Source organism: Laceyella putida (assembly GCF_042665195.1).
In the GTDB taxonomy this organism is placed as follows: domain Bacteria; phylum Bacillota; class Bacilli; order Thermoactinomycetales; family Thermoactinomycetaceae; genus Laceyella; species Laceyella putida.
This window is the reverse complement of sequence record NZ_JBHTBW010000087.1, coordinates 34,027-51,006: the sequence shown is the minus strand read 5'-3', so window position 1 is coordinate 51,006 and position 16,980 is coordinate 34,027. Positions and strand designations below refer to the sequence as shown.

32 protein-coding genes are annotated in these 16,980 nt (G+C 41.6%); 26 read left to right on the top strand and 6 right to left on the bottom strand.

Annotated features, from left to right (window positions below):
- Positions 1–96: 96 nt before the first annotated feature.
- Positions 97–351: a MarR family transcriptional regulator gene (locus ACFQNG_RS20620; RefSeq protein WP_379867799.1), complete on the top strand. Its 255-nt coding sequence runs from the start codon at positions 97–99 to the stop codon at positions 349–351.
- Positions 352–455: 104 nt separating this feature from the next.
- Here ACFQNG_RS20620 and ACFQNG_RS20615 read toward each other — a convergent pair whose 3' ends face one another.
- From ACFQNG_RS20615 to ACFQNG_RS20605, 3 genes are all read right to left on the bottom strand, one after another.
- Entirely contained in the window at positions 456–695 is a 240-nt protein-coding gene (locus ACFQNG_RS20615; RefSeq protein ID WP_379867798.1) for a hypothetical protein, read from the bottom strand.
- Between the two features lie 151 nt (positions 696–846).
- Positions 847–1,272 carry a DUF3846 domain-containing protein gene (locus ACFQNG_RS20610; protein ID WP_379867797.1) on the bottom strand — a complete coding sequence of 142 codons (426 nt, stop codon included), beginning with the start codon at positions 1,270–1,272 and terminating at the stop codon, positions 847–849.
- 160 nt (positions 1,273–1,432) lie between these two features.
- Positions 1,433–1,687, bottom strand: a complete 255-nt coding sequence (locus ACFQNG_RS20605; protein ID WP_379867796.1) for a helix-turn-helix domain-containing protein — start codon at positions 1,685–1,687, stop codon at positions 1,433–1,435.
- Between the two features lie 149 nt (positions 1,688–1,836).
- On the opposite strand from ACFQNG_RS20605, the gene ACFQNG_RS20600 reads away from it, so the two are divergent.
- The 4 genes from ACFQNG_RS20600 to ACFQNG_RS20585 all read left to right on the top strand — a co-directional run bounded on the left by ACFQNG_RS20600 (position 1,837) and on the right by ACFQNG_RS20585 (position 3,585).
- On the top strand, positions 1,837–2,361 hold the full coding sequence (locus ACFQNG_RS20600; RefSeq protein ID WP_379867795.1) for a hypothetical protein: 525 nt from the start codon (positions 1,837–1,839) through the stop codon (positions 2,359–2,361).
- A 317-nt stretch (positions 2,362–2,678) separates the two neighbouring features.
- Entirely contained in the window at positions 2,679–2,891 is a 213-nt protein-coding gene (locus tag ACFQNG_RS20595; RefSeq protein WP_379867794.1) for a hypothetical protein, read from the top strand.
- Positions 2,888–3,241, top strand: a complete 354-nt coding sequence (locus ACFQNG_RS20590) for a hypothetical protein (RefSeq protein WP_379867793.1) — start codon at positions 2,888–2,890, stop codon at positions 3,239–3,241. The genes ACFQNG_RS20595 and ACFQNG_RS20590 overlap by 4 nt, the downstream gene beginning before the upstream one ends.
- Positions 3,242–3,360: 119 nt before the next feature.
- Positions 3,361–3,585: a hypothetical protein gene (locus ACFQNG_RS20585; protein ID WP_379867792.1), complete on the top strand. Its 225-nt coding sequence runs from the start codon at positions 3,361–3,363 to the stop codon at positions 3,583–3,585.
- A 133-nt stretch (positions 3,586–3,718) separates the two neighbouring features.
- Here the strand turns inward: ACFQNG_RS20585 and ACFQNG_RS20580 are convergent, their stop codons facing one another.
- On the bottom strand, positions 3,719–5,122 hold the full coding sequence (locus ACFQNG_RS20580; RefSeq protein WP_379867791.1) for an SNIPE associated domain-containing protein: 1,404 nt from the start codon (positions 5,120–5,122) through the stop codon (positions 3,719–3,721).
- A 269-nt stretch (positions 5,123–5,391) separates the two neighbouring features.
- A complete protein-coding gene (locus ACFQNG_RS20575; RefSeq protein WP_379867790.1) occupies positions 5,392–5,607 on the bottom strand; it encodes a helix-turn-helix domain-containing protein in 216 nt (71 codons plus the stop codon).
- Positions 5,608–5,740: 133 nt separating this feature from the next.
- On the opposite strand from ACFQNG_RS20575, the gene ACFQNG_RS20570 reads away from it, so the two are divergent.
- The 21 genes from ACFQNG_RS20570 (at position 5,741) to ACFQNG_RS20470 (ending at position 16,459) form a co-directional block, all read left to right on the top strand.
- Positions 5,741–5,953 carry a hypothetical protein gene (locus ACFQNG_RS20570; RefSeq protein ID WP_379867789.1) on the top strand — a complete coding sequence of 71 codons (213 nt, stop codon included), beginning with the start codon at positions 5,741–5,743 and terminating at the stop codon, positions 5,951–5,953.
- A gap of 379 nt (positions 5,954–6,332) precedes the next feature.
- Positions 6,333–6,590, top strand: coding sequence for a DNA-entry nuclease (locus tag ACFQNG_RS20565; RefSeq protein ID WP_379867788.1), 258 nt, complete (start codon positions 6,333–6,335; stop codon positions 6,588–6,590).
- Between the two features lie 10 nt (positions 6,591–6,600).
- A complete protein-coding gene (locus ACFQNG_RS20560) occupies positions 6,601–6,786 on the top strand; it encodes a hypothetical protein (RefSeq protein ID WP_379867787.1) in 186 nt (61 codons plus the stop codon).
- On the top strand, positions 6,783–6,998 hold the full coding sequence (locus ACFQNG_RS20555; RefSeq protein WP_379867786.1) for a hypothetical protein: 216 nt from the start codon (positions 6,783–6,785) through the stop codon (positions 6,996–6,998). Before ACFQNG_RS20560 ends, ACFQNG_RS20555 begins: the two co-directional genes overlap by 4 nt.
- Positions 6,999–7,247: 249 nt before the next feature.
- Positions 7,248–8,372 carry a hypothetical protein gene (locus ACFQNG_RS20550; RefSeq protein WP_379867785.1) on the top strand — a complete coding sequence of 375 codons (1,125 nt, stop codon included), beginning with the start codon at positions 7,248–7,250 and terminating at the stop codon, positions 8,370–8,372.
- A gap of 120 nt (positions 8,373–8,492) precedes the next feature.
- A complete protein-coding gene (locus ACFQNG_RS20545) occupies positions 8,493–8,786 on the top strand; it encodes a DNA cytosine methyltransferase (RefSeq protein WP_379867855.1) in 294 nt (97 codons plus the stop codon).
- Between the two features lie 438 nt (positions 8,787–9,224).
- Positions 9,225–9,392, top strand: coding sequence for a hypothetical protein (locus ACFQNG_RS20540; RefSeq protein WP_379867784.1), 168 nt, complete (start codon positions 9,225–9,227; stop codon positions 9,390–9,392).
- Positions 9,393–9,433: 41 nt separating this feature from the next.
- Positions 9,434–9,658 carry a hypothetical protein gene (locus ACFQNG_RS20535; RefSeq protein ID WP_379867783.1) on the top strand — a complete coding sequence of 75 codons (225 nt, stop codon included), beginning with the start codon at positions 9,434–9,436 and terminating at the stop codon, positions 9,656–9,658.
- 13 nt (positions 9,659–9,671) lie between these two features.
- Entirely contained in the window at positions 9,672–9,809 is a 138-nt protein-coding gene (locus tag ACFQNG_RS20530) for a hypothetical protein (RefSeq protein WP_379867782.1), read from the top strand.
- A gap of 13 nt (positions 9,810–9,822) precedes the next feature.
- Positions 9,823–10,002, top strand: a complete 180-nt coding sequence (locus ACFQNG_RS20525; RefSeq protein ID WP_379867781.1) for a hypothetical protein — start codon at positions 9,823–9,825, stop codon at positions 10,000–10,002.
- A gap of 12 nt (positions 10,003–10,014) precedes the next feature.
- A complete protein-coding gene (locus ACFQNG_RS20520; protein WP_379867780.1) occupies positions 10,015–10,149 on the top strand; it encodes a hypothetical protein in 135 nt (44 codons plus the stop codon).
- A 34-nt stretch (positions 10,150–10,183) separates the two neighbouring features.
- Positions 10,184–10,396 (top strand): hypothetical protein, encoded by a 213-nt coding sequence (locus ACFQNG_RS20515; protein ID WP_379867779.1) that lies wholly within the window; start codon positions 10,184–10,186, stop codon positions 10,394–10,396.
- Positions 10,363–10,494 carry a hypothetical protein gene (locus ACFQNG_RS20510; protein ID WP_379867778.1) on the top strand — a complete coding sequence of 44 codons (132 nt, stop codon included), beginning with the start codon at positions 10,363–10,365 and terminating at the stop codon, positions 10,492–10,494. The genes ACFQNG_RS20515 and ACFQNG_RS20510 overlap by 34 nt, the downstream gene beginning before the upstream one ends.
- A 577-nt stretch (positions 10,495–11,071) precedes the next feature.
- A complete protein-coding gene (locus tag ACFQNG_RS20505) occupies positions 11,072–11,458 on the top strand; it encodes a hypothetical protein (RefSeq protein WP_379867777.1) in 387 nt (128 codons plus the stop codon).
- A 259-nt stretch (positions 11,459–11,717) separates the two neighbouring features.
- Complete coding sequence (locus ACFQNG_RS20500; protein ID WP_379867776.1) at positions 11,718–12,338, top strand: thermonuclease family protein; 621 nt, start codon at positions 11,718–11,720, stop codon at positions 12,336–12,338.
- A gap of 86 nt (positions 12,339–12,424) precedes the next feature.
- Positions 12,425–12,625, top strand: coding sequence for a hypothetical protein (locus tag ACFQNG_RS20495; RefSeq protein ID WP_379867775.1), 201 nt, complete (start codon positions 12,425–12,427; stop codon positions 12,623–12,625).
- Positions 12,626–12,712: 87 nt separating this feature from the next.
- A complete protein-coding gene (locus tag ACFQNG_RS20490) occupies positions 12,713–14,086 on the top strand; it encodes an MmcB family DNA repair protein (RefSeq protein WP_379867774.1) in 1,374 nt (457 codons plus the stop codon).
- Positions 14,087–14,109: 23 nt separating this feature from the next.
- Positions 14,110–14,349, top strand: coding sequence for a hypothetical protein (locus tag ACFQNG_RS20485; RefSeq protein ID WP_379867773.1), 240 nt, complete (start codon positions 14,110–14,112; stop codon positions 14,347–14,349).
- A gap of 406 nt (positions 14,350–14,755) precedes the next feature.
- Positions 14,756–15,085: a hypothetical protein gene (locus ACFQNG_RS20480; RefSeq protein WP_379867772.1), complete on the top strand. Its 330-nt coding sequence runs from the start codon at positions 14,756–14,758 to the stop codon at positions 15,083–15,085.
- A gap of 432 nt (positions 15,086–15,517) precedes the next feature.
- Positions 15,518–15,910 (top strand): BC1872 family protein, encoded by a 393-nt coding sequence (locus ACFQNG_RS20475; RefSeq protein WP_379867771.1) that lies wholly within the window; start codon positions 15,518–15,520, stop codon positions 15,908–15,910.
- A 219-nt stretch (positions 15,911–16,129) separates the two neighbouring features.
- A complete protein-coding gene (locus ACFQNG_RS20470; RefSeq protein ID WP_379867770.1) occupies positions 16,130–16,459 on the top strand; it encodes a hypothetical protein in 330 nt (109 codons plus the stop codon).
- Positions 16,460–16,488: 29 nt separating this feature from the next.
- On the opposite strand, the gene ACFQNG_RS20465 is transcribed toward ACFQNG_RS20470, so the two are convergent.
- Positions 16,489–16,878, bottom strand: a complete 390-nt coding sequence (locus tag ACFQNG_RS20465) for a hypothetical protein (protein WP_379867769.1) — start codon at positions 16,876–16,878, stop codon at positions 16,489–16,491.
- Positions 16,879–16,980: the final 102 nt, after the last annotated feature.

Below are 16,980 nucleotides of genomic sequence, written 5' to 3'. Positions count from 1 at the left end.
TGGCCATTTCCCAGGTGTGCGCATGTCTTTATATTAGACGAAAAGGTTAAAGGTGAGATATAATTTAATCAAATAGATAAATCGGAGGACGCAAAGATGGAAACCCTCATTCATAAGTTCCCCGAACTCGATTGTTCGCCGTTGCAATTCTGCATATTGGAATTGTTGTATACGGAAGAAGTCAATGAATGGACGCAAAGCGAATTGGCGGAATTCTTTGGCGTGACACGGGAGACGATCAACAAGAACATGAAGTTGTTGGAGGAGAGGGGATGGGTTGAGCGGGTGACATTAGGGAAACGGCAACTTTACTTTTTGCGATTTGAATTGGGAGATAAGCGTGAACCTTAGGGGATCAACTCATATGAGTTCTCATATTTATTCTTACATAAGATGACAGATGAGAATTTATATGACATATGAGTTTCCATATAAAAAGGCGGCCAGTGGCCACCTTATCCTACTAAGAGCTCAAGCGCGATGAGTGCTTCCCTGACAGAGGTATCAATTCTGTTTAACACTGCATGGTCTGTACAGTACTCCTCCACGTCCCGCGCTTTTTTGATAAACTGAACTATTTCAATGATGGGCATTTCGCGGAAGTCATCAAAGCGGGGGAGTTGATCGGCTCTTTCTTTTGTGAAATTCCATGGTTTACATCCAAACAATTCTTCCCAGCTTGTTTGTGTTGTCATTTGAAACCACCTCATGTTGTTTAGTTAACTTACAATATTATTATATTATTAATGAGTTAATTTGTAAATGGAAAAATGATAAAATACATATGAAATGTATTATCCAGATGGTGGCGGAACATCTGAAAGGGGGGAAGCATCCCCCCTTTGGTTAGCGACGTCTTACGTTTATATCTTCCACCTTGAAATGGCAAGGAGAGACAATGGTGACAGAAATATAGTCTTCGTGATTTTCTTTTTTTGATTCAACTTCATTAAACGAACGGAACAGAATCTCCAGTTGCATTTTCACCGTTTCGGCATCGACCAGGCTGATGGTTTCGCCTTCTTCAATTCCTGCGAAGATGACGGTTCCACAGATGATGTGGTTTACATGAGGATCGCGATAAGAAAGGTTGGGGATCGAACGGTTTAACAGGTATTCATCATCATATATCATTTGCACGTCTTTCGTGATGTTGGTTGCGCCGATACATTCGCAACCTATGACTTGGTAATATGATTCCAGGCTTCTCTCAATTTCCATTATTTCAAATGGTTCGAACGGTCTTTTCACAATCACTTTAATTTTTTTCATTTGTAACACCCTTTCAATTAACTAGTTAACTTACAATATAATAATATCAATATTAAATGGATTTGTAAACGGAAAACTGAATAAAATATATGAATGAATGGTAAACAAAAAAGCTGCCCATCGTGGCAGCCTTTGATTTTCCTATTTCGTTGTGTCCCTACTATTCCTCATCTTCCCAGTTGACCGTATACAGTTCATCCACTGTGCGATCCAGCAGATACGCCAACTTGAACAGCGTTTTTGCTTCTGGCATGGTTGATCCATTCACCCAGTTGGACACGGCTGACACCGTGACATTGAGTTCCTTTGCTAGTTCATTCTGCCGGATGGGTTTTCCATTCCGTTTATGCTCAAGCATGATCAATTCGATGTTAGGGATTAGTTTCATTTTAGAAACATCTTTTTTTCCTTCCATGAGGGGTTCCTCCTAGATTTTTTCTTGATTATATCAACAATAATTATACAAATCAAATTGATTTAAAAAAATACATTTCCCTTAACTTTTTTCACTTTTTATGTTACTATTACATTGTAAATGAATTTTACATATTAGGAGAGATGAACATGCTGTACATGAATCCTTCCCAGTTCAACAAAATCTACACGGGTGGGCGGTTTCACGCTAATCCCCAATCCCTGACCGACCTCAAAGGTTCCGTCGATCTCATCAGCCGGTTTGCTGTTGAGGAAATCATTGTGATGGATCCCATCCACTACGACTTCTTTGTTCAGAATCTTGACGCTCCTCATTCCTTTTTGAAAGGTAATGGCGGTTTCCTAAGCACGGAACTCACCATGCAACACGTCATTATTGATATGGAAGAATGGGACAACGAGATGTGGGACACCTTCAGACGGGGTTCATACCTTGTGTGCCAAGCCATCTTCAAAGGGGTGGTGGAAGAGGAGCTGGTCTCCATCGATTACCATTCTGGTCTTCTCGTGGATGCACAGGGGGAAGACACCGTCCAATACGCCATGATGGCCAATGAGGAAGTAGTCAAGGACGTCCAAGCCGACATTCACAAACGATTCCAACGCCGTCGATCTCGCTTTATCTCTCCGATCCGTTTCTTCCCCAAAAAGTAAAACGTCCCCTGGATTAACCAGAGGACGCCCCGTGTGTGAAGCCTAGAGGGATGGCGCTCCCCCTAGGCCTTTTTATTTTAGCATGATTCCGTTCATGTTTCATTATATCACGGTTAAACGAATATGTAAATTGTAAAGTTAAAATAAAAGGACGACTACTCGTTCCCCATCCGCCTCTTCAATCATATTGCCTTTGTAAATCCATGCACGGGTGGTTGGTGAATAATCTTTTTAGTTTTCCATTTACAAATTAATTATAATGTAGTAATATAAAAATATAAGTTAACTATTACATTTGAATTGGAGGAGAAGATGATATGAAACAATGTAATGAAGAAGATTTCAGTTTCCCCATTTGGCTGAGCGAAACCGAACTGGATATTCTCCATCAAGCCTTGGCTTTTTTTAGCAAGCACTTGCAAGACTTGGATGTTTCTTTGAACCAAGTCAACGAACTGCAACAGCGGCTGGTTGAGATCGAAGATGTCGTCATCGAGAAAGAAGAGGGCAACAAGGAGGAAGCAAAATGAATCGGCTAAACATATTGAAAGAGTTGCGCGATGTCGTCGAGCGTGAGGGGATTATCCAAGAGAAATATATAGGTGACGGTCAGTATTGTGTCATTGGTCATCTAGCTCGTATCACTTACCCGCCGTTTCTTGAAATGGTTTCCGATCCGGCCATGAACAAAAAGAAGATTGCCCAATTCACACTTGAGGATGAAACCGAAAAGGTGATCGATGGCCTTGTGGAACATTCCAAACTTAGAATAGGAGAGTTGAGTTTCCTTCAGCTTCTCAATGATGAAGGTGGACAGAAACAAGTACTGACAGGTATTGACAAGCTTATTCAAAAAGAAATGGAATCGTCGAACCGTTGATAGGATGGATCGGGGAGACGGGAGTGGCAATATGAAAAGGGCCCCTGGGTGGTGGCACACCGGGGGGCTCCAGAAAAAATTACGAGATAACGACATTGTACCATACAGGAGGCGAAAAGATGAGCGCACTGACAGACCCAATGATCGTTCATATGTTGAATCAACTGAAACAACTTGGCGAATCGTCTGGAGTGGATGAAAAGGATTTGAAAAAGTTGCGGGATTTGATTTTGGAGGCATCTAAACTATTGAATCAGGATAAAGAGCGCGAAATGATTCAAGCCTACAATGCCTTTTGTCAGATGGTTAAGAACATAATTGAACGAAACGAAATGATCATATAGGGGTGGTAAGCATCCCTTTTTTTGTGTGCAAATTAAAAGACAAAAGCCTCATGGTTCATTGGGGAATGGCTGGCACCCAATAGCAAATGAAATAATAATCCCTTGACACATAAGCTCCATTTTGTTCCTTATTCTATTTTACAGCAACTAGCTTGTTCTCTTCTTCCATCTTTATGGATTTCCGATACTCTTCAGCTTGGGCAAGTTTAGTAAATTCGACGACTTTGTTATGATTTTCTTTAACGACCTTTTCTATTTCCTCAAGATTTACCCTGAAGAACTCTTTTCGTTCGTTCACCTTATTTAAACGTTTATGATGAAAGGCCATATGTAGAGCTTTTTCCAATTGAGGAGCATCTTCGCTAAAAATCATAGCGTGAACATCAAACGTGAATGGGACAGATGCATCTCCAAGTTCCTTTACACGATCCATAGGCTCTAGACGACGGGTCATGCCGATTTTATACACATTCTCTCCAAAGGAACCGATGTTGGAAATGACATAGACATAGCCGGCACGAGTGTTTTGTTCACGCTCAAGGACTTTTTCTTTGTCCTTTTCGACCTGTGCCAGTTTCGCTTCGAGTTCTCGGATTTTCTCCTCAAGTAGGGCTTTTTGTTTCTCATTGGCAGCAAGCATTTTGAAGTTAAGATCTTCAATAGCTTGTTTGAAGTGGGTTTCTTCTTTTTCGATCTTTTTCTTCATTCGTTCAATTTCTTCTTGAACGCGTTTTTCCTCGCGCATTCTTTCTTTAATCCGCCGTTGTTCCTCCAACTCTTCCTGTTTCTTTTGTTCATACTCATATGCAAGGTATAATTCATCTAGTTTTAATTGTAAATATTCTGGGCGAATGGAAATGCGGTTATACTTATTGATCTTGTTGATGGTATCATAGGCTTTCCGAATCTTTTTCTCCATCGTTTCGATATTATTGAACTTCACTTTAGAAATCGCCTCGTCACACTCGATATTAAGCGAGCGGACAGCCATCTTAATATTGTTCTTATTCATAGCCCGTCCTTTTTGGGCACTACCCTCTAGCGTCCAACCTTCCACATGATCCGTTGCACGGCCTTCCTTAACCAGTTGCTTTTGTTTGGCTCTAATCTCATCCAACCGCGTCTTATATTCAGCTGAAGTAGTCAAATTGTATTTAGGTTCGTAAATCCCAAAGGATTGATACAATAACTCCTCATCCAAGATCACGATCTCTTTTTTCTTTGTCGCGATCTCTTGAGTTAAGGTTTCAATCGTCTGGTTCATTTCCTCTTCTCTTTTCAGTTTCTTTTTCTCCACATCCTTGATTCGTTGTTCCCAAACACCTTTTTCTACTTCCAAATCCTTGATCTGCTTTTCCACTTTCTCTTTCTGTTCTTGTATTTGAATCAGATCACCAAATCCGCTTTTCTCCCATTCTTCGATTAACTTACGTTTATATTTGGCTTGTCTTACGACGAGAAAATTCCAATGAAAGCAGGGATGATAAAGGGCCAAAGAACAAAAAGAATGACAATGAACCATGTCTGAAGATACCATTTACCCTTAATATGCGATTCTGTCAATGAATGACTCTCCTTTATTTAACTATTTATTATGATTTTATTATAAATTACATTAATAGAATTACGTAATCGTCTATTTTTATAAATTTTGTTGCAACATATGTTGCTTCCCTCATTAGTAGAACCGCCACATAAAAAGGCCGCCTGGGGTTAGGCGACGATCTCTTAGCATATAAATTACTTTGGTCTCCTTGTGAAAATAGTAATGGGTGTCCAGAAGGGATACTAATCAAGCCAGGGCAATTACTCATCCCCTGGCTTCTCACGTTTAATCACCTGTTCAATTTCCAAATCATATGTCTCGCATATCCGATCAATCACATCAGTCCTTAGAGGGAAACGGTCATTCCAGACCTTCGCGGCGGTTGACGGGCTGAGTTTGACTTCATTGACTAGATCCATTTTGTCCTTTTTCTTTTTAACAAAGTATATCCGAAGTGGTTCAAATGATAGCGCCATGGTTCCACCCCTCCTTTAGTCCTAATTTACACGATCTCGAAATTTTTTACAAGAAATGATTGACAGCATATTCGCGATAGTGTAAATTATATATACGAAGTCGTAAATATATCCGTCTTCGAGGTGTGATTAGTTGAAAAAGTGGATTGTGATTGGTTTGGATGAAGTCAAATTCGGCGAGAAAATCACGGTTCTGACGAGCAAATATAAGTGTGAGGGAGTGGTGCAGTGGGTTGACGAAAATGGGTTGGAATTAAGGGTGGAAATACCCGCTGAAGGTATCAATGAAATTTTCCGCCTCATTGATGATGGGAAGGGAGATGATGAAGATGGGTCACCCAGATGAAGTGGATCGTCGCTAGACATCTCATCATGAGAGAGGAGGTGATTGGTGATGTTGCTGGATAGTATCAGACCCCCAAAGCCGATCACGGATACTGGATTAGAAACACCGGAGCCCCCGCCAGCATAAATGGCCCCGATCGGTCTGCACACCGTCGAGGCCACGTATCACAATATTACCCAACCCCATTTTACCATGGGGGCATACGAAGGGAAAGAGAAACCGGCATCCCTAACGGATGACCGGTTTTTTCTTTGCTTAGATGATCTCGCCGTTTATAAACAAGGAGCATTTTATATTATGTTTATGATTTACAAATTAAGTTTATATTGATATAATTGAATTGTGATGAAAACTTGATTAGAGAGGTGACAACATGATCATGAAAACCTCATCAGAAAACGAGATTCGATATGACCGTTTTGGCCGGATGGAATATCATCCTGATTTTCATCCAAACCATAAGCGACCGTTTTCTGAATCAGATCTTGAATACCTCTGCAAGTTTTGGGAGACGGATCACCGACAAACCATGGCCTTTGCACTAGGGAGAACGGAACATACCCTTGGCGTGAAGGTAGCCAGCCTGAAGAAAAGAGGTTTATACGAGTATTACAAAAGCCTAAACAAACACTGGTAGGTGGCGGGTTATGGACCAGAAGAGAGAAACCATTGTCGAAATGGACAAAGAGATAGCTAAAATCTATACAGCTAGTTGTAAAGTCGCTCGTTCATTAAAGAAGGCAGGATTTAAGCCAGTCAAGGAATCAATGGAAGGCTGGTGGTTTCTGATTAACATAAAAGAACTATGTGACAACGAGGAGGTAACATCATGAAATTCAAGGTGTCTCACCTTTTTTGTGGTAGCGGTGGCGGTGCTGTAGGGTTCGGTCAAGCCAGAGAAGAATGGCGAGGTATGGTTGGAACCTATGAAAATGTGGTGGGAATGGATGCGGATCCGGAAGCATGCGCCGACTTTCGATGGTTGACGGGAGCGCCGGCTGAACAGATGGCCTTGTCTTTTTATTTAAATAGAATCTTTAGTTAGACTCTTTCTCCAACACACTCCTGTTCGATTTGAACAACTTGGAAACATCTTTTGCTAAACATTAAGAATTCAAAGAGTATCTTTTAGATTTTGTATTACTCATGTTATAATCATCTTCGCAATCTGAGATGAGTGATTATCCCTCTTGTTTGTTTTCCCCAAGACCGGGCCTGTACTCATAGAGAACGGGCTCTTTCTAGTTATATGCCAAATCATTATCCTGACTGTTTATAAAAAGAGGTGAATGGATTGAAGCGATGGTTAAGCTGGTTCGGGAAGTATCGTTTGTTTTTCTTACTACCAGCAATCTTTCTTGTGAACTATGTTGTTGTAACCTTCTTTAAAGGCGCAGTTCGCTATTCGATATATCTATCAATCTTAGAAATCATATTTATCGTAGTCATATTCAACTGGTACATAGTCCACGATTTTCTTACCAAATACAAAAGATGGATATATGTTGTTTGTATTTTACTTAGTTTAACTGGAAGTTATGTAGTTTATTTAAATGCATCATCATCACACATTAACAAATCATTAGTTGACTATTGGCATAATTTCAGCGCTGTTTACTTAAAAGCAGGCTATACTCCGGCGAGAAGTCAATCCATTAATGAAGATTTTCATCAATTCATTACTAAACAGCCGTCTTATTCAGATTATATAAACAAGATAGACGAATTAAATAAGAAAATCTTGCAACTGGGTATTAAACAGGACAATCTGTTAAAGCAACTTAAAGAGTTGAAAAAGGAGCCGCAAAAGAATTTAACTCAGATAAAGAAAATAGAGTCAGAATTGAATGATGTAAATGAACTAAAGGATGATGTTCATTTTTATGTTACAGTTATTACTTTTTATTTTGAAGAAAACAAATGGAAAATAATCCTTACTCCAAACTGGGACAAACTTAACGCCGCAATTCACTCAGGAGAATTCTATGCTTCTATATTCTCTACATTACTTGCAATGATCTTAAACATCATACTGATCGTCATTACTCTTAACGCCAATCGTAAACTCACACTTGAGATGCAAAAAATGACGAATGAATCAAATGATAAACTCCAGCAGACAACCGCCCTTACTCCCATGATCCAGGAAAAAACACAACTATATGCACGACTTACAGAGAAGCTCATCCTTATTCGTAAACAATGTTTAACTCCTCAATTTAAGCCTGCTCTTGAGATCGATGAAGTAAAAGAAGACATCGATTATCACTTTCTTGTAGCAGACAAAGTCGCTACTCTTATACAAGAGTTCATCCAGCTTGCACGTATTGAGCAACCATCAGGCAATTACCAATCCCAATTGGATGCAAAGTTAAAAGAGATTAGAAAAGAGATGATGATTGATTTAAAGCAGATATAATCCGGCCCTTAGGGGCTTTTTTTATGTTAATCTATGCAACTCAGTAATACTATCTTGGCTTACACATGTTCAACCAGTGCCTGACCACATATTCCACCCTTGAACGATAAGGGACAATAGATCATTATCTCGGAGGATTGGAGCTGGCATCGACCGTTAACGACGTATGAGTTAGCTATACTCCAAGGCTTTCCAACTCATGTGAACGGGAAACTGTTAGAGTTGGCAGGAAACAACGAAGCGAGATGGCGGGAACGAATTGGGAATGCCGTTCCACCCGCCGCAGCAAAGGCGATAGGGGAAACGATCTTACGAAGCCTAATGGCAGCTAAAGCAGGTGTATGGCTAATGGATAGCGAGGAAGTATGGGTACAACCAAATGAAGGGGATCGAACAACGGATATCACTATCTAGGCACGGCTTATGGGTCGTGCCTTTAATAATGAGTTCAAACCATATTTATTTTTTATGTTTCAAATTTACATATTAATCTATATTTGATAATATAATAATAGAAACAAACAAAAACACTGAACGAAAGGGAGAGGATATTGTTTATATTCGGCGATGTTGAATCAGAAAATCAGAAGGTTTACGCAGTTCGGTGGAAGGTTATTCGTTCCAATAGACGCGATATCTTAGAATCAAATACAGCAAACGTTCTAGCAGAAAATGAAGACGACGCGGTAACTGCCGTTAGTCGGAACATAGATTTGAACAAATACGGTGACGAATATCAGATTCAATACGAACCATCGCTTTTCAAAGAAGGCGAGATCAGTAGTACAGATTATGACTTGAAATATTAGGCGACTCCTAACTGGGGTCGCGCTCTAAAAGGGAGAAATAACAGTGAGTAAGGTTGAAATTGATAGAATGGATGCGAATGAATCAGTTTATGGAACTTCGACGTGTTGGGTTGTCTGGATCGTAGGGAAAGAATCAACGTTGAAGTCTTTTTCTGCTGATCAACGGAGGGAAGCGGAAGCTTACGCGAAATATTTGAAACGATTTGAATAACATGGGCGGCCCCAGGTGCCGCCTTCCAAGGAGGGAACGGAATGGATAATGTGGTTCGCCACTTCTCTGTAAAGGGGAAAGACCCTGATGGTATGACAGTACTAGGGTATTTCCGCGCTCGGGATGAGGAGGAGGCAAAAAAGAAAGCTCGCAAGGCTTGGGTGAAAAGCCTAGCTGAAGCTAGTTCGTTTTATAAGCCGGAAGATTTCAAAATCGATCACTGTGCGCCGGTGGATCAAATCCCACCAAAGATATGGCGGGGATGAGGGAGGGAGCAGAATGCGGTTTGAAGAGTATTTGAAGGAGAGTGGGTTGACCCCTGCTCAGTTGTATCGGGACCCCGATTTACATGAAGATATTGTCAATGAATTTATGTCTCTGGTGGAAGAAGAGCCTGACGAGTACGAGTGGGAATGAGGGAGGGGACGGGATGTTGAGAAAAGGCGACAAGGTAGTCATGCACACATGTCTAGAAGCTGACGCGCATCGCGGAAAGGTGTGGACTTGTAAATCAGACGAATTCATGAAAGGTGAACAAAGACTCGTTTTTCTCGAAGGGTTTAGCGGATATTTTGCCGCAGAATATTTGCAGGTTGTGAATGTCGAGTGAGGAGGGAACGGGATGGAAAATTACCATGAATGGTCTGTTGAACAACGCGTTGATCGGATAGACGAGCTTCAGCAAAAGGAAGAGAACGGGACACTTACGGAAGAAGAATTTTTGGAGTTGCATGAATTGGAGCGTATCACACTATAGGGCGGCCATGCGCCGCCTTCTTGGAGGGAACATGATGGAAAGAAAGGTGAAATATACAGTATCCATGGAGCTGGCCGGAATTTGCAAAAGTGTGAATGGACAGGTCACCACGTCAAAAGATCCGGAAGAGTTTGATTTGCTTCGCGAAGGGTTGGAGCATTATTACCGCCAACTAGGAGCAAAGAACATAAAGATCGAGCTGGAGGGATCGGGATGGGCGATAAAGACTTTCTCGATAAGCAATTAGAATGGCTGGAACAACAGGAAAAAGAACACTTTCTCACAGAAGAGGAAAGACGCGCACTTGAAGAGTTACGTGAAACCATTGAGTTTGATTGTGAATGATTAAAGGAGAAAACATATTGCTGAACGGGTATTTGTTTTAAACTGGTGCAATAAATGCGGTGTATGGACAATTGACGAACGGTGGTATGAAGGATAAATTGATCAACCTACATACTTTAGGCAGTAAATTGGCGGGTGCTACCTCCCGTCACCATCCTTCCTCTGCTGAGGAGGGTTTTCTTTTGTAAAAAATTGTGTAGTGACATAATTGTTAATGGTTGCAAAACTGATTATGAAAGGAGGAGTAGACGTAAGATGCGACTTGCCGTAATGAAGTTAAATCCACGGTGCAAGTCGAACCGGAATATTTGCTGTACGACCAGTGCTTGGAAGAGTATGAAGAGGGATACGATTGTTGGATAACGATTGAGCAGTAAGGATGATTTTCAGGGACGCTAACTAAAATAACAGGATAACAATCAACAACCGGGGCCCTTGCCCTGGTATTTTTATATTCGATATATATGAAAACTTGATAATATAACATTGTTGGAGGATCAGAAGATATAATGACGTTTAGAATGTGATTTTATATTGTTCCTGTCCTTCTTAATCACTGAAAAAGGATGGAGAGATCATGAAGGAAAGATTCGCTATATTCGGTATCGCTGTTTTGATCTTAATTGCACATTATTTTTGGTATTTTCCAGAGGTAGTGGGGAGTGGCGGAGCCTATGGAAAGGAATGGAATGTCAACAGAGGATATGAGATTCATGGATTCCGCGTAAAAGAAAGCATTCAGTTTATCTATAAAGGTAAACAAGAGAACAAGTCTGGTCTTAAAGCAACGTTTACTTGGAAGAGTCCAGAACGAGTCATTCAGAAAGGTTCGTTCATCACCAACTTAGAAGGAAAATCCGAGACCATGACGCAATATTCTTGGGGCTATCCTAACGACACCTCTCAATCTGTTGAAATCCAATGGAACGGGAAAAAGGAAGTCATCAACCTACTTTTAGAATAAAAAACATACCTATCAAGTTAAGTTAACTTGATGGCGACGGGGTGAAGGTAGAGAATCCTGTATGGAATTGATCATGCCGCTTTTGGACTTATATTGAACTTACACGAAATATATAACCTAAGGGGGGGATTTCATGAAAAAGGCTTTCTTTCTCATACTGGCTGTGTTGTTCATTTTATCGGGGTGCTCAAACCCTCAAGCTCAAAAACCTTATCCCATCGCAGAAGTACCTAAGGATGGGAAACAAAAGGTGGAGTTCGTGGAGATCGTAGACGGCGATACAGCCAGGTTTGAGATTAACGGAAAAGTAGAATCGGTTCGCTTCCTTCTCATTGACACTCCCGAAACATCACACCCACGCCTTGGAGAGCAGCCGCTTGGACCCGAAGCCAAGGCGTTTACCAACAAGCTGTTATCCAACGCAAAGCAAGTGTACTTGGAATGGGATAGGGAGAAGCGGGACAAATATGATCGCCTTTTGGCTCATATCTATGCTGATAATCAAAGTGTACAGCAAGCTCTCTTGAAAGAAGGACTGGCCAGAGTCGGTTACATATATGAATCGAAGAATCACTTGGATGAATACCGAAAAGCAGAGGATGTGGCCCAGGCGGCGAAAAAAGGGGTATGGCAGTGTCCTGGTTATGCTACGGATGATGGATACAAGAAGGAGAAGTGGTGTAAGAGCAACAACTTAAATGCCGGCACCCCAATCAACGGAATCGCAAAAGGAGAGCCTAACCCCAATATCCCAGATAAAGACTGTAGCGACTTCCGCACTCAAAAGGAGGCACAGTCCTTCTTTGAGCAAGCAGGCCCTAGCGATCCATATAAGTTAGATGGTGATGGGGACGGCGTGGTATGTGAGGATTTGCCATAAAAACCGGTGATGACCTTTCCTGATGGAAGGGTTTTATTTTTGGGGGAGAGAACATATTCAAAAAAGAATAAGAGAGGAAGAAATTTGTGATTTATATTGTTGCGTTATTATTTGCCGGTGTCATTCTCTTTTTTATGCATAAACATGGGGCGGCTCGACCCGAGAGTTATGCGTTATTTCTGGTCATGGTGGTTGCGATTCTGCCTGTGAATTACAAGGATGAGTTTATTGTGTTTATTGGTTCGTTGACGTTTATTATCTCCATATTGAATCGAATGGGAGTATGAAACCCCTTGATGATCAAGAGGGTTTTTCTTTTTTTACTTCCGTGATACACTCCAATCAAAGTACCCCGAGTACTGGAGGAGAGAGTGTTGATTACAGGCAAGGATGAGAGGAGCTTATGGGCTTTAGAACGTCTCGCGGAAGGATGGAAACCAGGGAAACTGAAGGATCATGGATTCACCGAGTCTCAATCCAAGAAGCTATCCCAATTCTATAACTGCCTGATTCAGTTGGAACGGTTTGGCCAACCGGAACACGTTGATAAGTGGAAGGAACTTGGCTTGAAGGGACTTGTCCTCATCAAGATGTTCAAGGACAAGGATTGGGCCGGCATCGGTGAGATCCTCATGGCGGTTGATCCTGAGATGAAGCGAGATGAGTTAGCGAAGTATCCAGATTTGCTTGAAGAGAAGCGAAAACGGTTAAGGTCGGTTGGTAGCCAAGTCCAAGTCACCGTTAACCAACTAGAGAAAGAAAAGGAAAAACTACAAGAAGCCTTGGAAATGGCCAGGGCGGAACAAGAAAAGCTAAGGGAAACAATACCGATCTTGAAAGAACTCCAAGACGATCGAGCCTTTGAGTTTTTCATGGACCATCTAGGAATTAAGAAGGGGAAGCTATGCCTTGCCAAACGGTTGGATTATCGATGGCAAAAGAACTTGAAGAAAAAAGGGATCGTCTCCTTCAACAAGGAGTGGAATGACTATAGCTCAGATGAAGATGATTATGTCCATTGGGTTAACGATGTAGGGGCATTGGTTGAAGAATATCGGAAAAGAGTAAAACGTGGATATCGGGTTTTTTATGATCCTGATCATGTTCCAAGTGCTGACTCCCCCTTTACGTGGTGGGTTCCAGCTGATGATGCTGAATACCACGGGATTAAATCCCTCAAGGAGATTAAGGGTCAAAAACTGACTTCTATAAAAAGACAAATCAAGCAGATTGAATTGAAAATTGCGAGAGATGAAGAGGAGTTAAGAGAGCTCCGAAAGCGTAAGCCCGAATCCTTTGCGGAATCGCTTAATCGTTCCAATCAGTTTGCTTCGATTGATTTAGAGAAGCATGGGGAATTACAAGCTTTGGGACTAAAATGGCTACACAGCCAAGGCTATGTGGCCACAGCGGAACTCACTTTGCCAGGTAACCTTCGTGTGGATGTGATCGGTTATAACGAGAAGGGCGAAATCTGCATCTTAGAGTGCAAAGCGCATCTTCACGATTTTTACCGTGACGAGAAATGGGAAAGGTATCTGGCCTATTGCGATCGCTTCTACTTCGTCATGCCTAAAGACTTGGCTTACTATGATCAACGAATGAAGGCGGCTGGTTTGCTCAAGGCCAATAAGAAGAATTTAGAGGTCATGCAAGAATGCCAAGAGCTGGAACCCGCCAAGCAAAGCCAAGAAACCATATTTGTGATTGGTCGGCAGTTGTCTAGAAGGTATGCGTTTGGATATTAGTAATCCGTGTGAGAGGTGATCAAATGACAAAAAATTGGACTTATGATCCTGCAGTGATGGAGAAAGTGATTGACTGGCTTCAAAATGAAAGAGTGCCATATCTGGATAAGGAAATAAAACATTATGAGAAGTTATATGAAACTGACCAAGCTTTTGCGAGTTTCCAATTAGCGGTTCTTCATGCAAAGCGAGACGAGGCAAATATGCTTTTGGATAAGCTAGATGAGATGGTTTGTGGCGAAGATAAGGCTGAGGAAAAATAGCGTTTTTTAAGCCGGATCCCTAATAAGGGGTCCTTTTTTTTGGACGCGAACTGTGAAAAAAACCGAGTAAAGGATTATCCGTATGCCGCGGTCTATTAGCTGATCCAAGCTCTTAAAACTTTTCATTTGTATGTGTGCGATTCTTCCGTGTTGTCGGTAATGTATAGTGAGATAACTCACTGCTGAATGAAAGGGGAAATGTTCATGTATATCACCTGGGAACAGCTTAGTGTTATTGTAAGCATCATCACTTTGATTGTCACACTGTTGAAATAAGAGGCCATCCATCATCCTCCGTTCTATTTATATTAAGTTTATAATTTACATATCAATTTATTTTTGATATAATACAAATATAAATAAATAAATCAAATCTCCCCCGAAAAAATGATAGGAGGAACACAACATGTTTGATATGGAAATGCTGGATTACGCGAATTCTGAAGAAGTCGGTGACTTGGATGGTTTCATTGCGAAGTATTGTTATCCGACGGATAAAGAAGGCGAATATAAAGGTTTTACCCTTTTCAAAGGGTATGAGGTTGAACAAGATATCCCGGTACTGTTTGAAGAGAAAGTGGAATGGGCGGATGGCGGTCATCGCCGAGTGTGGGTATCTGAAGTGGATTTAGCCAAAATCGTTTATGTAGAAGGTGATATTTACGTCACAGTCTACAAAGACGAATCAGAATATAACGAGGGTTTAAATGAATCGGAAGAGTTCTACCGTGGCTAACGAGAGGGGGAATATCCCCTCTCCATCATTCTAATAAAGGGAGTGAACATCTTGGTACATTCGATGAAATCAAAGAATCTTGCCCGGGCCCTAGCGAACAACGCCGGGCTCCCTCTTCAAAACGCCGCAAATGTTCTATGGCAATTGCAGCGGTTCGACTTGACCGATAAAGAGATCCATGAGATGGTGAGTCGGCCAATGTAGTTCCGAGGCATAGACTATGGGGATTATGTATTCTGCTCTGTCTGTGGAACAGATGTGCCGCGGGAGCTGGCGATAGGAAACGACCCCTACTACTGTTCAGCAGCATGTAAAGAAGAGTCATAAGCGTGCTTTAGGCTAACCCCAATACCAGCGGGTTAGCTTTTTTCATTCGCGATGGTTCATCCTTCTGGTATCCTTAGGAGAGACAGAATAGGGAAGGTTGGGACCATGACAGAGCAACAACGCATCTTAGCGATGCAACAGGGAAGGGAATTAGATCGAATGGTGGCCGATCAAGTCATGGGGAAGATGATTTCGGATGTACCCGACTTGGACGCGTTGCCTCCAGGATTCATGTTATCCGATGAAGCCATATGGCAAATGATGTCCAAAACGGATGAGAGCATGGTTCAACATCCGAAGTTTGTACATAGTTCGATTCCCTTCTACTCCGCAGATATCTCCCATGCGTTTCAGGTAGTGAAACATCTACAGGAGAGAGGGAAAGAAGTGGTCATCCGAATCGGCAAGAAAGTGCAAGTATCGGTGGATGACGTCACGGTGGAGGGGGACGCCTTGCCGGAATTGATTTGCAAAGCGGCGTTATTGGCGATGGTGTGAAAAAGAATCCTTCGGGGTTCTTTTTTTAGTTCTGATAAATGATTTGATTTTATTTTTTATATATTCATTTTTTCATTTACAAATCGAGTTAAAATTTATATAATATAGTTAAGGATGAGGTAAACAAATGAAAAACACCCCACCGAAGTGAGGTGCTTTTGAGAATCGACCATCTCTAGTTTACCACATCCTCCATTAAATAAAAATGGAGGGGATCACATGCCATTCTTTGGCAGAGATCGAAGAAAGAAAAAGTCCGAATACGGAAGAATGTCTGATTTTGCGGGATCGAATCTTGAAGGGGACGACTTGGAGGCGGAGTACCAGCGCCAGTTGCAAAAGAAGCGGGAACTGGAAGAGGCGGAGGCGGAGGCGAGGCGCAAAAAAGAGGAGGAAGAAGAGAGAGAATATCAACGGAAGCTACGGGAAGCGGTCAAAAATGTAGGCGGGAATTGCTGGTGGGATGACGATGACGACGACGATGATAATAATGGTGGTGGCGGAGGTAGCAGTGGTACTGGATTTGGATCTGGTGGATTTGGTTGGTAAAAATCAGGGCTGAGGGTTTCCTCAGCCTTTTATATTTTCATCAGGTTATCTTCTCGTAACCAATCGCAAACCTTAATGATTTCTATCCACGTTTTCATTTCTTTTTTTCTTCCAAGCAGACGTGAAACAATCATGCAATCCCTCATCCAATTGATTAGTTCGATGGGTGTTGGATGCTTTCCGGGGTATTCTTCTTGATAGGATTGAAGGAGAAGGGGTTTGATTTCATTGAAATAATTGGTCAGGTATCTCATGAATTGATCGTCCAGGTAGACATCATCTTTATACAACTGACGTTTGATGCGCTCCTTGTCTTTGGGCCAATTCAAGATAATTCTTCGCTTAGTCAAGCTGTTGGCATAGTGATCAAACCGATTCCGAAAGGGTTCACTTAGATATTCAAAATATGGTGAGGTCATTAAAAGATCTTTCCTTTCACCCTTACGTTTATTCCTTCGCTTCCATCCAGTAAAGCGGAAACAAGCTGGGCCAAAGCATTAGTGCTATCACCTTGAACTTAC

What these genes read in the sequence shown, in the direction of transcription:
- ACFQNG_RS20505 (WP_379867777.1), top strand. Translation starts at nt 11,072, where the DNA reads ATGAAGGAAAGATTCGCTATATTCGGTATCGCTGTTTTGATCTTAATT.
- ACFQNG_RS20515 (WP_379867779.1), top strand. Translation starts at nt 10,184, where the DNA reads ATGGAAAGAAAGGTGAAATATACAGTATCCATGGAGCTGGCCGGAATT.
- ACFQNG_RS20590 (WP_379867793.1), top strand. Translation starts at nt 2,888, where the DNA reads ATGAATCGGCTAAACATATTGAAAGAGTTGCGCGATGTCGTCGAGCGT.
- ACFQNG_RS20470 (WP_379867770.1), top strand. Translation starts at nt 16,130, where the DNA reads ATGCCATTCTTTGGCAGAGATCGAAGAAAGAAAAAGTCCGAATACGGA.
- ACFQNG_RS20480 (WP_379867772.1), top strand. Translation starts at nt 14,756, where the DNA reads ATGTTTGATATGGAAATGCTGGATTACGCGAATTCTGAAGAAGTCGGT.
- ACFQNG_RS20560 (WP_379867787.1), top strand. Translation starts at nt 6,601, where the DNA reads ATGGACCAGAAGAGAGAAACCATTGTCGAAATGGACAAAGAGATAGCT.
- ACFQNG_RS20465 (WP_379867769.1), bottom strand. Translation starts at nt 16,878, where the DNA reads ATGACCTCACCATATTTTGAATATCTAAGTGAACCCTTTCGGAATCGG.
- ACFQNG_RS20565 (WP_379867788.1), top strand. Translation starts at nt 6,333, where the DNA reads ATGAAAACCTCATCAGAAAACGAGATTCGATATGACCGTTTTGGCCGG.
- ACFQNG_RS20620 (WP_379867799.1), top strand. Translation starts at nt 97, where the DNA reads ATGGAAACCCTCATTCATAAGTTCCCCGAACTCGATTGTTCGCCGTTG.
- ACFQNG_RS20575 (WP_379867790.1), bottom strand. Translation starts at nt 5,607, where the DNA reads ATGGCGCTATCATTTGAACCACTTCGGATATACTTTGTTAAAAAGAAA.
- ACFQNG_RS20605 (WP_379867796.1), bottom strand. Translation starts at nt 1,687, where the DNA reads ATGGAAGGAAAAAAAGATGTTTCTAAAATGAAACTAATCCCTAACATC.
- ACFQNG_RS20520 (WP_379867780.1), top strand. Translation starts at nt 10,015, where the DNA reads ATGGAAAATTACCATGAATGGTCTGTTGAACAACGCGTTGATCGGATA.
- ACFQNG_RS20610 (WP_379867797.1), bottom strand. Translation starts at nt 1,272, where the DNA reads ATGAAAAAAATTAAAGTGATTGTGAAAAGACCGTTCGAACCATTTGAA.
- ACFQNG_RS20535 (WP_379867783.1), top strand. Translation starts at nt 9,434, where the DNA reads ATGGATAATGTGGTTCGCCACTTCTCTGTAAAGGGGAAAGACCCTGAT.
- ACFQNG_RS20595 (WP_379867794.1), top strand. Translation starts at nt 2,679, where the DNA reads ATGAAACAATGTAATGAAGAAGATTTCAGTTTCCCCATTTGGCTGAGC.
- ACFQNG_RS20510 (WP_379867778.1), top strand. Translation starts at nt 10,363, where the DNA reads ATGGGCGATAAAGACTTTCTCGATAAGCAATTAGAATGGCTGGAACAA.
- ACFQNG_RS20615 (WP_379867798.1), bottom strand. Translation starts at nt 695, where the DNA reads ATGACAACACAAACAAGCTGGGAAGAATTGTTTGGATGTAAACCATGG.
- ACFQNG_RS20580 (WP_379867791.1), bottom strand. Translation starts at nt 5,122, where the DNA reads ATGGTATCTTCAGACATGGTTCATTGTCATTCTTTTTGTTCTTTGGCC.
- ACFQNG_RS20530 (WP_379867782.1), top strand. Translation starts at nt 9,672, where the DNA reads ATGCGGTTTGAAGAGTATTTGAAGGAGAGTGGGTTGACCCCTGCTCAG.
- ACFQNG_RS20525 (WP_379867781.1), top strand. Translation starts at nt 9,823, where the DNA reads ATGTTGAGAAAAGGCGACAAGGTAGTCATGCACACATGTCTAGAAGCT.
- ACFQNG_RS20600 (WP_379867795.1), top strand. Translation starts at nt 1,837, where the DNA reads ATGCTGTACATGAATCCTTCCCAGTTCAACAAAATCTACACGGGTGGG.
- ACFQNG_RS20475 (WP_379867771.1), top strand. Translation starts at nt 15,518, where the DNA reads ATGACAGAGCAACAACGCATCTTAGCGATGCAACAGGGAAGGGAATTA.
- ACFQNG_RS20485 (WP_379867773.1), top strand. Translation starts at nt 14,110, where the DNA reads ATGACAAAAAATTGGACTTATGATCCTGCAGTGATGGAGAAAGTGATT.
- ACFQNG_RS20585 (WP_379867792.1), top strand. Translation starts at nt 3,361, where the DNA reads ATGAGCGCACTGACAGACCCAATGATCGTTCATATGTTGAATCAACTG.
- ACFQNG_RS20555 (WP_379867786.1), top strand. Translation starts at nt 6,783, where the DNA reads ATGAAATTCAAGGTGTCTCACCTTTTTTGTGGTAGCGGTGGCGGTGCT.